This window comes from Sulfurihydrogenibium subterraneum DSM 15120, assembly GCF_000619805.1.
Taxonomy (GTDB): domain Bacteria; phylum Aquificota; class Aquificia; order Aquificales; family Hydrogenothermaceae; genus Sulfurihydrogenibium; species Sulfurihydrogenibium subterraneum.
In genome coordinates, this window is record NZ_JHUV01000017.1 from 1 (window position 1) to 12380 (window position 12380).

At 34.7% G+C, this 12380-nt stretch carries 10 protein-coding genes and 1 pseudogene; 10 read left to right on the forward strand and 1 reads right to left on the reverse strand.

What is annotated here, in order from left to right:
• A pseudogene (locus Q385_RS09070) lies at positions 1-238 on the reverse strand (hypothetical protein); the annotation flags it as partial.
• A gap of 424 nt (positions 239-662) precedes the next feature.
• Between Q385_RS09070 and napA the strand changes: the two are divergent.
• The 10 genes from napA to Q385_RS0108315 all read left to right on the forward strand — a co-directional run bounded on the left by napA (position 663) and on the right by Q385_RS0108315 (position 12380).
• Positions 663-3467 (forward strand): nitrate reductase catalytic subunit NapA, encoded by a 2805-nt coding sequence (gene napA / locus Q385_RS0108270; protein ID WP_028951213.1) that lies wholly within the window; start codon positions 663-665, stop codon positions 3465-3467.
• Positions 3468-3480: 13 nt separating this feature from the next.
• A complete protein-coding gene (napG, locus tag Q385_RS0108275) occupies positions 3481-4272 on the forward strand; it encodes a ferredoxin-type protein NapG (RefSeq protein ID WP_028951214.1) in 792 nt (263 codons plus the stop codon).
• Positions 4272-5147, forward strand: a complete 876-nt coding sequence (napH, locus tag Q385_RS0108280) for a quinol dehydrogenase ferredoxin subunit NapH (RefSeq protein WP_051524438.1) — start codon at positions 4272-4274, stop codon at positions 5145-5147. The genes napG and napH overlap by 1 nt, the downstream gene beginning before the upstream one ends.
• Complete coding sequence (locus Q385_RS09075; RefSeq protein ID WP_051524439.1) at positions 5140-5793, forward strand: nitrate reductase cytochrome c-type subunit; 654 nt, start codon at positions 5140-5142, stop codon at positions 5791-5793. Before napH ends, Q385_RS09075 begins: the two co-directional genes overlap by 8 nt.
• The gene (locus Q385_RS0108290; RefSeq protein ID WP_245596381.1) at positions 5793-6317 is read left to right on the forward strand and encodes a 4Fe-4S binding protein; all 525 of its coding nucleotides are present in this window, start codon (positions 5793-5795) and stop codon (positions 6315-6317) included. Before Q385_RS09075 ends, Q385_RS0108290 begins: the two co-directional genes overlap by 1 nt.
• Positions 6314-7273 (forward strand): WD40 repeat domain-containing protein, encoded by a 960-nt coding sequence (locus Q385_RS0108295; RefSeq protein WP_028951217.1) that lies wholly within the window; start codon positions 6314-6316, stop codon positions 7271-7273. The genes Q385_RS0108290 and Q385_RS0108295 overlap by 4 nt, the downstream gene beginning before the upstream one ends.
• On the forward strand, positions 7270-7632 hold the full coding sequence (locus Q385_RS0108300) for a chaperone NapD (RefSeq protein WP_028951218.1): 363 nt from the start codon (positions 7270-7272) through the stop codon (positions 7630-7632). Before Q385_RS0108295 ends, Q385_RS0108300 begins: the two co-directional genes overlap by 4 nt.
• A gap of 72 nt (positions 7633-7704) precedes the next feature.
• Positions 7705-8994, forward strand: a complete 1290-nt coding sequence (locus Q385_RS0108305) for a hypothetical protein (protein WP_028951219.1) — start codon at positions 7705-7707, stop codon at positions 8992-8994.
• Between the two features lie 63 nt (positions 8995-9057).
• Positions 9058-10725, forward strand: coding sequence for a nitrite reductase (locus tag Q385_RS0108310; RefSeq protein ID WP_051524441.1), 1668 nt, complete (start codon positions 9058-9060; stop codon positions 10723-10725).
• A gap of 2 nt (positions 10726-10727) precedes the next feature.
• A complete protein-coding gene (locus tag Q385_RS0108315) occupies positions 10728-12380 on the forward strand; it encodes a cytochrome D1 domain-containing protein (protein ID WP_028951221.1) in 1653 nt (550 codons plus the stop codon).

Consider the following 12380-nt stretch of genomic DNA (forward strand, 5'->3'; position numbering starts at 1 on the left):
TTTTAATTCTTGACTTTCTAAATATGTGATAAGACTTTATAGAGTCATCAATAAATTGTCTTGCTATTTTCAAAACAGGCATTCCAGTCATGTATGATAAGATGAAAGCTGCTGCTATTTCTTCATCGGTAATTTTTGGTTTTCTACCAGCATTAGATTTAGCTGTATTTTTATAAAAAGAAACTTTAAATGATTGAAAATTTTTGAGAAGTATGTTATAAAACTTTTCCAGTTGCATTTTTGACCTCCCAAAAGTAGTTTGGGTATATTATAACCCGAGCTACTTTTGGCTTTTTATTAGAAATAAAATTGAAAAAATGAATTTCTCACTCAAGGTATATACAAAATAATTTTAAATATACTATCATTTTTATTCTCAAAAATTTTTGATAAAAATCAATGATTAAGTTAAAACTTATCAAATAAAATATAAATGTAAGTTCCACCACACCTCCTTTTACATTTGTTTTCTCCCATGGGAACCTCCTCCGGTTCCCATTTTTTTTAACTCGATAAAATTAGATGTCTTGATTTAAATCAATGACTAAAATTATATAAAGATATAAATTAACATTGAAAGTAAGTTAGAACTAACTAATACCGCCGGTTCGGTGGCGGAATAAAAATAACCGAACCCGTTAAATACGGAAAAGGAGAAGAATATGGAGGTCAAGGAGAACACAACATTAGAACTCTCCCGTAGAGACTTTCTGAAAACTGTTGCTGCAGTTTCTGCTGCTACTGCCATAGGAATGGAAGTGCCTGAAGAAGTTTTAGCAGCTACAGAATCTCAAGCTGGTTGGAGATGGGATAAGGCTGTTTGTCGTTTTTGTGGAACAGGTTGTGGAATAATGATCGCGACTAAGGATGATAGGATAGTTGCAGTTAAAGGCGACCCAAAAGCGCCTGTAAACAGAGGATTGAACTGTATTAAAGGATACTTTACAGCAAAAATTATGTATGGGGAGGACAGGTTAACAACACCTCTTTTGAGAGTAAACGAAAAGGGCGAATTTGACAAAAAAGGAAAATTTAAACCTGTAAGTTGGCAGAAAGCATATGAAGTAATGGTTGAACAGTTTAAAAAGTATTATAACCAGCTTGGTCCTACTGGAATTGGCTTTTTCTCATCTGGACAACATACAATAATGGAAGGATACGCAGCTGTAAAACTTATGAAAGCCGGGTTTAGAAGCAATAATATAGATCCAAATGCAAGACATTGTATGGCAAGCGCAGTTGCCGGTTTTATGCAAACATTTGGTATTGACGAACCTCCTGGATGCTACGACGATATTGAACTTACAGACACAATCGTTGCTTTTGGATCAAATATGGCAGAGATGCATCCAATCCTTTGGTCAAGAGTGAGTGATAGAAAGTTATCAAATCCGGATAGAGTAAAGGTTGTTGTTCTATCAACATTCAGACATAGAAGTATGGATTTGGCTGATATTGATATTGTGTTCAGACCAAATACTGACCTTGCTATATTTAACTACATCGCAAGAGAAATAGTTTACAATCATCCAGAAGCAATTGATAAAAACTTTGTTGATAAATACTGTGTATTTACAACGGGTTATGTAGATATTGGATACGGTATGAGGGAAGATGTTGATAATCCAAAATACTCATCTTTAGAAAAGGAAACAATGATAAAACAAAAGAAAAAGGTTATCTCTGAAAGAGAAGCTCCTGCATTAGCTTACCTTGGTGTTAAACCTAAAGATGTTCTTGAGATGAAACATTCTGGCCAAGCAGATGCCCATTGGGTTATATCTTTTGAAGACTTTAAAAAAGCTCTTGAACCATACACACTTGATTATGTAGCAACAATTTCTAAAGGCGATCCTGATGAACCATTAGAAGAATACAAGAAAAAACTAAAAGCGTTAGCTGACCTATACATTGAAAAAGGAAGAAAGGTTGTTACATTCTGGACTATGGGATTTAACCAGCACACAAGAGGTACTTGGGTAAACGAACAAGCTTATATGGTTCACTTACTCCTTGGAAAAATGGCTAAACCGGGAGATGGGGCGTTTAGTTTAACCGGACAACCTTCTGCCTGTGGTACAGCAAGAGAAGTGGGAACATTCTCTCATAGACTACCGGCAGATATGGTTGTTAATAACCCTGAACATAGAAAAATATCAGAAAAAATATGGAAAGTTCCGGCAGGAACAATAAATCCTGTTCCAGGATCTCATATCGTTCAGATTATGAGAGATTTAGAAGATGGAAAGATAAGATGGGCATGGGTTCAAGTATGTAACCCTTGGCAAGATACAGCAAATGCAAATCACTGGATAAAAGCTGCAAGAGAGATGGATAATTTCATAGTTGTTTCAGAAGCTTATCCGGGAATATCAGCAAAAGTGGCAGATTTAATTTTACCTTCTGCAATGATTTATGAAAAATGGGGTGGTTATGGAAATGCAGAAAGAAGAACTCAACTGTGGAGACAACAAGTAACACCTGTTGGAGAAGCAATGTCTGATACATGGCAGGTTGTTGAATTTTCTAAATTCTTTAAATTAAAAGAAGTGTGGAAGGAATGGAAACTGCCAAATGGAACTATTCTTCCTAACGTTTTAGATGCAGCAAAGGCTATGGGTTATAATCCTGAAATGACTCTTTACGATGTATTATTTGCAAATGAAGAAGCAAAAAGTTATAAATGGCCGGATCCTATAGGAAAAGGATTCCTAAATACAGAGGCAGAAGGTGATAAAAGAAATGTAATAGGTGTTGATGGAAAACCATGGAAAGGTTATGGATTCTTTATACAAAAATACCTTTTTGAAGAGTACAGAAAATTTGGACTTGGACACGGACACGACCTTGCAGACTTTGATACATATCATAGGGTAAGAGGATTAAAATGGCCTGTTGTTGATGGCAAAGAAACACTTTGGAGATTTAACGCCAAGTATGACCCATACGCAAGAAAAGCAGGGGCAGGAGAATTTGCATTCTACGGTCCTGCATTTAAGAAAATACCAAAAGGAAATCTTTTTGGTCCATCAACAGAGGTGGTAGAACTTAAAAATAAGACAAAAATCTTTTTCAGACCTTATATGGATCCACCTGAAGTTCCAGATGAAAAATATCCATTCTGGTTATGTACTGGTAGGGTTCTCGAACACTGGCATAGTGGAACAATGACAATGAGAGTTCCTGAATTATATAGGGCAGTTCCTGAAGCACTCTGTTATATGCATCCTAAAGATGCTGAAGCTATTGGAGTTAAGGATGGGGAGCTTGTATGGGTTGAAAGCAGAAGAGGAAAGGTTAAAGCCCGTGTATCTACAAGAGGAAGAAACAGACCACCAAGAGGGCTTGTATTTGTTCCATGGTTTGATGAAAGGGTTTATATAAATAAAGTCACTCTTGATCAAACCTGTCCTATATCTAAACAAACTGATTATAAAAAATGTGCAGTTAAGATTTACAAAGCATAAGGTATAATAAGCTATGGAAGAGAAAAAAATAAACAGAAGGAAACTTATAATAACTACTCTACAAGGTTTGGGAATCTCCTTCTTGGGAGGTTCCCTTTGGGCTGGTTTTGTTTATGAGGCAAAAAGTGATCCTCTTATACTCAGACCACCTGGAGCTTTACCTGAAGAGGAGTTTATAAAGAAATGTATAAAATGTGGTTTATGTGTAGAAGGTTGTCCCTACGATGTTTTATACCTTGCAAAACCTGGAGATAACAAACCTTTAGGTACACCGTATTTTATTCCACGAACTAATCCTTGCAGAATGTGTGAAGATATTCCTTGTGTTCCTCCTTGTCCCACAGGAGCATTAGACATTAAATCTGTTTCCTCTATAAAAGACGGTAAAGAAGTTTTAGATATAAACAAAGCAAGGATGGGAGTAGCTGTAGTTGACCATGAAAATTGTATAGCGTTTTGGGGAATACAGTGTGATGCTTGTTATCGTGCTTGCCCGTTGATGGATAAAGCTATTACCCTCGAGTACGAAAGGATTGAAAGAACAGGGAGACATGCTTATTTAAGACCTGTAGTTCATGCTGATTATTGCACAGGTTGTGGTCTTTGTGAAAAGGCATGTGTAACTGAAAAAGCTGCAATTTTTGTTCTTCCACGAAATATAGCTTTGGGTAAGGCAGGAAAACATTACGTCAAAGGATGGGAAGAAAAAGACGAGTCAAGACTGCAGGGTTCCAAAGGTATTGAAACACAGAAAACAGAAAAAACTCACAAAAAAGCTGAAGATTATTTAAACGAGGGATTATAATGGAAGAGGCTGTTAGATTAACACAGGAAGAAGATAACAGAACATTTTTTCAAAAGTACAAATTCCTTATTCTTAGAAGAATGACACAAATTACTATTCTGACTCTCTATATAGGCGGTAATATTTATGGATGGAAGATTTTACAGGGCAACTTGAGTCAGTCAAGGCTTTTTGAAAAAGTTCCTTTATCAGATCCTTATGCAGTTTTACAAATATTAGCATCTGGATCTCTTGTGGCTATTGATACGATGATAGGTGCATTGATCATTCTTTTCTTTTACGCAACAATTGGTGGGAGAGCGTTTTGTTCTTGGGTTTGCCCGATGAATATGGTAACAGATTTGGCTAATTTTATAAGGAAAAAGTTCCAACTTGATAGAGATGAGTTTCATCCCCTCTATATAAGCAGAAATGTTCGTTATTGGATTTTGGGTCTTAGTCTTGTAATTTCTTTTATAGTTGCTACTCCAGCGTTTGAATTGATAAGTCCTATCTCTATTCTTCACAGAGGATTAATCTTTGGAATGGGACTTGGCTGGACTGTTGTTGCTGCTGTTTTCTTTTTTGATCTGTTTGTAGTGAAAAACGGATGGTGTGGACATCTGTGTCCACTGGGTGGATTTTATTCTTTAATTGGTAGAAAAAGTTTGATTAGGGTTTACCATAACCACGACAAGTGTACGTTGTGTATGGAGTGTAAATCTGTATGTCCTGAAAAACCTGTTTTACATATGGTAGGAAAAGATGGATTTAATGCATTTGTTAGAGGGGCGTGTACAAACTGTGGTAGATGTGTAGAAGTTTGTCCGGCAGAAGCTTTAAACTTTAAATTTTCATTAAAAAATCCAAATAAGGAGGAAAAAAACCATGGTTAAAAAAATTAAAACTATAGTAGCTTTAGCAACAATTGGGGGTGCAATATTTTTAACCGAAGTTTTTACAGATAAAGTTGTAGCAAAAGAGCAAAAGAAACCTGTGAAATCTGAAATTGCACCGGAGGATATAGGATTAAGACAGGCACCTGTTGAAGAAGAGGAAAAAACAGCACCACCTCCGATAATAGACCCTGAGTATGCACCAAAACCTCCACCTGGTGCATCTAAAAAGTATAAAAGAGCATACGAAAATGCACCTCCACAAATACCACATAGTACAGAAGGATTATTACCTATAACAAAAGAAAACAATGCTTGTCTGGGGTGTCATATGCCAGAAGTTGCAAAAACAGTAAAAGCAACTCCTATCCCTCCTACCCATTTTATTAATTTCAGAACAGGTGAAAAGCTTAATCATCTTTATCAAGGAAGATACAACTGTACCCAATGTCATGCACCTCAGTTAGACGTTCAACCACTTGTTAAAAACAAATTCAATCCGGAATATAGAGACCCTAAGGCAAAAGAAAAATCCAAACTTATTGAAAATATAATGGAAGGTACAGATTTAGGTGGAACAGCTATAGAAAATGAGAAATTTAGTGGTCCTCCAAGTGATAAAGTACCAGAAGGAGAACATCACTGATGGATAAGATAAGTAGAAGAGGGCTATTTAAAGCCCTCCCTTCTTTAATATCAGAAAGTATAAAACCTGTGGAAAAGGAAGAAGAAAAGTCCGAAAAACCATTACTTGTTAGACCTCCTTATCTATCTGAAAACTCTGATTTTTCCCTTTGTAAAGAATGTGCAGGAGATTGTGTATTTTCCTGTGAAGAAAACATTTTGTTTAGACACGAAGATGGTAGTCCGTACATATCTTTTAAAAAATCAGGTTGTACATTTTGTGGAAATTGTTTATCTGCTTGTCAAAAAGGAGTTTTAAACAATCCTTCAAATAAAAAAGTTTATGGAGAAACAGTAATAGATACTCAAAGATGTTTATCATGGAATGGAACAATGTGTTTTTCATGTAAAGATCCTTGTATAGACGATGCTATAAAGTTTCAGGGTCTATTTAAACCAATAATTTTGTCAGATAAGTGTACAAACTGTGGATTTTGTCTAATCTACTGTCCGGTTGATGCAATTTTGATAAGAGGTTTATCATGAAAAAGATAATTTTTTTAATTCTACTTATTTTTATGGAATCTTTCTCTTTTGAAGTAAAGCAGGAAAAGCAAATAAAAGTAGAAGGAGGAGTTTTAGATATTGTTGAATACAAAGATAAAATTATTGTTTCTACTGAAAAAGGAACGGTAGAGTTTATAAATATTAAAAATGGAAAAGTTGAGAAAAAAATAACCCTTCCAAAATTTCAAGACTTTATGGGAGATTATCAACTTCCAAAAGTTTTTTCTGTTGATGTGTCCCCAAACGGAGAAATATTGGCAGTAATTACGGAAGCAACAGGAGGAAATAGAGAGTTATATTTAGAAAGGAAAGGTAATCTACAGAAAGTAATATCTACCCAGCAAAGATTACAGCTTACAAAAGTAAGATTTTGGAACGATAACTATATTCTATTATCAACAAAAGGTTCAGAACTTTTCCTTTACGATGTTAAAAATAATAAAATAATCTATAAAAAACAAGTTGGAAATTACTCTTTTGGTGATATGTCCATATGTGATGATAAAAACAATCTTGTAATCGGTGATGAAGGTGGAACCGCAATTCTTGTTGATATCAAATCCGGTAATGCTTACAAAAGGTTTGATAAAGTAAATGTTGATCAGATATATAGGGTAGATTGTAAAGCTGGAAAAATATTAACCGGTGGGAGAGACAGAAGGGTAGCCCTTTACGAGATTAAATCCGGAAGTTTTAAAAAGGTAGAAGCCGATTTTATCGTGTTTTCAGTAGCATTATCTCCCGACGGTAGATACGGTTCTTATCAGTTAAACGAATCAAATGATATTGGTATTTATGACTTTCAAAACGATTCTTTAGTTGCAAAATTAAAAGGTCATAAATCAACTATAGGAGTGATGCTTTTCTTATCAAAAGATAATCTAATATCAGGGTCAGATGATGGAAAAATTATTGTATGGAGGATAAAACCATGAACGAAATTAAGAATATTTCCGCAATTGTAGTTCAAACCAGACCAGAATACCTTACTCAAGTATTAGAAGATTTGGAAAAAAGTGGAGTATGCGATATACATTTTTACGATGAAAAAGGGAGAATTATTGTAACAGTAGAAGGTAAAGATGCAGACGAAGAAATATCAAAAATAAAAAAGATAGAATCTATTCCTCACGTAATTTCTGCAGAGATGCACTTTACTTATACAGCAGAAGAGTTAGATCAAGCTTTAAGGAAAATTGAAGAGAATCAGCAAAAAATTATAGAGTTTTTAAACGATGATTCTATACCAGCAGAGAAGATAAACTACTCAGGACATATGTATAAAAAATATTGATACAAATCAATGACTTAATTTAAACAAAAAGTTAACAATTATTAACATAACTTTATTTGGAGGTTAAGGAATATGAAAGTCAAAACAAAAAAAGTACTATTAGCAGCATCACTTTTAACACTCTTTTCACCTGTGGTTATGAAACATCAAGCATCTGCTCTGGACATTCAAGCTCCTACATTCATTGATGACGTAAAGGTAAAACTTCTTTTTAGACCAAGGTACGAGTACGTTGATGACCATTCTCCAAATAAGAATGCAAATGCTCTTACAATTAGAACATCTATAGGTGTTCAGATTAACAAAATATTTCAAGTCAACGGCTTAAAAGCCTATATTGAAGCAACAGATGTAGGAGCTTTAGTGGATGATTACTCTCCACAAAAATCAGGGTATGCAGTAGTAAATGACCCAGATATAGCAAGGATTACAGAAGCTTACTTAAGCTATACATTAAATAAAACAACATTTATAGCAGGAAGAACAAGAGTAAACTTAGATGATGAGAGATTTATAGGTTCAGTTGATTGGAGACAGATGCCTCAAACCTTTGGAATAATAGGTATAAAAGACAACACTATAAAAAATCTTAACGTTCTTATAGCAGGAATCTATGAAAGGAAAGGCGTTACAAATACTTTAAATGCCCATTGGAGACTTGATAAGATGCCAATAGTACTTCACGGAACCTACACATTCATACCACAGCTAAAAGTTACAGCCTACGGTTATCTAATTACAAATATTAGCAATACATATGGTATAAATGCAAGAGGTGATATTGGTTTAACGAAAGATGTAAAATTCTCCTACCTTGGAGAGTACGCTATCCAAAAAGACCCATACACTAAATATAATCTAACCACAAAACCAAAAGTAGATGCTGATTTTTACAGAGTGGAAGCTAAACTTTCAGGTTATGGATTTTTTGGTATTGCAGGATATGAAAGATTTCAAGGGGCAGATAAAGGAGAGGATAAGGGATTTACAACCCCTCTTGCAACACTACACAAATGGGAAGGATGGGCTGATAACTTCCTTGGATATATTGCTAACACAGATACATTTGGTTTAAAGGATGCATACTTTACACTGGGTTATACACATAAAGATTATGGAACAGCTACCATAACATATCACAAATTTGACGCTGATAAATCAACTGGATATGTTGGTAATACATTAAAAACGATTTCAAGTAAAAACTTTGGTAGTGAAGTTGACGTCTTATACACAGTTGATTTAACAAAAAGATTAAACTTCCTTGCTAAAGCTGCATTTTATGATGGAAAAAACATTACAGGTTCACCATCCCTTAAAGATTTAACAAAGTACTGGATACAGCTAACTTACAGATATTGATTTAGATTAATGAATTGATTGGATAAATAAATTAAGATTTAAAAAACTTTAATTGGAGGTGCCATGATGAAGTTAAAAGTCGCTACGGCAGTTTTATCAGCATCTTTATTGGCTTCCTTTGCATTAAAGGCACAGGAACCGGACTGGAAACTTTCTGATGAAGAAATGAAAAAGGCTTCTCAGATTTACTTTGACAGATGTGCAGGATGCCACGGAATGCTAAGAAAAGGTGCAACAGGTCCAAACCTTGAACCAGAAAAAACAAGAAAAATGGGGACAGAAGCTTTAAAAGCAATAATTTATTATGGAACGGCGGGTGGTATGCCAGACTGGGGAGCTTCTGGTGAGTTAACTCCGGATGAAACTTTACTTATGGCAAAATTTATACAAAATGACCCACCACCACCTCCTGAAACATCGCTTGATAAAATAAAAGCTACGTGGAAACTTTACATTCCAACGGAAAAAAGACCAACAAAGCCAATGACAAATAGAAATTGGAAAAACTACATGGGTGTAGTATTAAGAGATGTTGGTAAAGTTGCAATAATAGATGGAGACACAAAAGAGGTAGTTAATATTGTTAATACAGGTTTTGCTGTTCACATCCTTAGAATGTCAGCTTCAGGAAGATACATGTACTCAATAGGTAGAGACGGAAAGGTAACCCTTATCGACTTATGGATGGAAAAGCCGGATGTTGTTGCAGAGGTTAAAACGTGTAACGATGCAAGAAGTGTCGACACAAGTAAGTATAAAGGTAGCAAAGGAGATTTCCTTGATAAGTACGCTGTAGTTGGATGTTATTGGCCACCTGCAATAGTCACATTAGATGGACAGACCCTTGAACCTTTAAAAATTGTATCTACTTCAAGTTATGCTTACGATAAACCTAACGAATTTATTAGAGAAGCTCGTGTAGCGTCAATAGTTGCGTCTCATCATAATCCGGAGTGGGTTATAAACATAAAAGAAGCAGGACAAGTCTGGCTTTATGATTACTCTGATCCATTGAATCCAAAGATAAAGCAATTAAACGCTGAAAGATTTCTCCATGACGGTGGTTGGGATTCTTCAAAGAGGTACTTCCTCGTTGCGGCAAATATGAGGAATAAAGTTGTTGCGGTTGATACAGAAGAAGGAAAAGTTGCAGCAATAGTAGAAACTGGAAATAAGCCACACCCAGGAAGAGGTGCAAACATAGACCATCCTAAGTATGGTCCTATATGGTGCACAGGACATTTAGGAGAAAATACAATTGCTTGTATAGGTACAGATCCAAAAGGTCATCCAGAGTACGCATGGAAAGTTGTTAAAAAGATAACACTTCCGGGTGATGGCGGGGGTAACTTGTTTGTAAAAACACATCCAAACTCTAAGTATATGTACGCAGACAGACCATTAAATCCTGATAAAGAAGCTCAATCAAAAATTTACGTTATAGATAAAGATAAGTTAGAAGTTGTGAGTGAGTTGAAAGTTCCAGAAAAATATCTCCAACCAAAAACTATTAATGGTAAAGAAGTGAAACCAAGAGGTCCTGTACATCTTGAGTTTAACGATAAAGGAGATGAAGTATGGGTAGCTGTATGGGGTAATAAATTAATTCCTTCTGCTATCTTAGTATTTGACGATAAAACTTTAAAACTTAAAAAGGCAATAGAAGGTGATTGGGTGAGAACACCTACTGGACACTTTAACGTATTGAACACACAGAAGGATATATACTAATCATGAGAGTTCCTGCTGCTGCGTTGGTCTTACTTTTTTCAATTTTATTCCTCTCCCCTGTCGTGGGAGAGGAACTTTATAACAAGTACTGTGCTTCCTGCCATCATCCTCAAAAAATAGGTGTATCCGCCCCTCCTTTGATTCCAGAAACGCTGAACAGATATAAAGATGAAGACTTAAAAAAAATTATAAGAGATGGGCTTCCATCAACACAAATGCCTTCTTTTAAAAATCTTACAGATGAAGAAATAAACAGGATAGTAAGATTTTTAAGAGAAGATATTGCATATAATTGGAGTTCATTAGATATTCAAAATTCAAAGGTGGTTATAGAAGAAAAACCAAAACCTTTACCAATAAAAAATGTAAAAAATCTAACGTTTGTAGTTGAGAGAGGAAACAATAAAATCTGGCTTATGGAAGGTAGTGATATATTAGATAAATTTGAATTTCCAAATGTTCACGGCGGAATAAAGTACACATTAGATGGAAAAAATTTTTATATTCCAGCAAGAGATGGATGGATAGCTTACTATAGGATTAATGAGAAAAATGAAGGAAGTTTACATTCCAAAGTAAGAGCTTGTATATATCTTAGAAACATAGCTTTAACAAATGATGGTAAATATCTAATTGTAGGATGTATTCTTCCTCAGACTATAGAAATTCTTGATGCAAAAACATTGACACCCGTTAAGGAGATAAAAGTAGAAGGTAAAATCTCTGCCGTTTATGATCTGTATAAAGAAAATAAAGCAATATTCACTTTTAGAGACAAACCACAAATAGGAGTAATAAATACTCAGGATTTTACAATAATTTACAAACAATCAGTAGAACCTGTAGAAGACTTTTTTATAGATCCTTTTGATAAATTTTTAGTTGGAACATCAAGACAGGGTAAAAAATTAGTCGTTTATGATTTAGAAAGATTTTCTCTCGTTTTTGAAGGCAGTATGGAAAGTATGCCTCATCTTTTTTCGGCTTCATACTGGTATAAGAATGGCAAATTTTACTTTGCTACTCCTCATGTAGGTAAAACATACATATCTGTTTGGCAGATGTACGACTGGAAATTTATAAAAAATGTTGATGTAGGTGGAATTGGATATTTTGTAAAAACACATCCTGCAACTGATTATTTATGGGTAGATAACTCAACTGATCAGCTGGTTTTGATAAACCAAAATGATTTTTCTAAAAAAATCATCTATCCAGAGAAAGGGAAAAAATTTACCCATACAGAGTTTAACGGAGACGGAAAATTGGCATATTTAAGTATATACGATAAATATGGTTCTTTAATAGTGTATGACACTTACTCTTTAGGAGAGATAAAACGTTATCCTGCAAATCAACCTGTTGGTAAGTATAATTTTGTAAACAAATCCAGAAATTTTTATCCAGGACTTTTTGGAGAAGAGATATTTAAAGAAAAATGTTGGGGCTGTCATCATCAAACTCAAGAAGCTTTTGGACCTTCTTTTAAAGAAATATCAAAGAAAAGGACAGAAAGCCAAATAATAGCTCAGATTTTAGATCCTAAAAACAGTTATAAGTTATTAGGGTACAAAAGAAACTCAATGCCAGCTTTTAATTTTAATGAGTATGAGCTTGAGGCAATTGTTAAGTATATAAAAAGTTTTGGAGAGTAG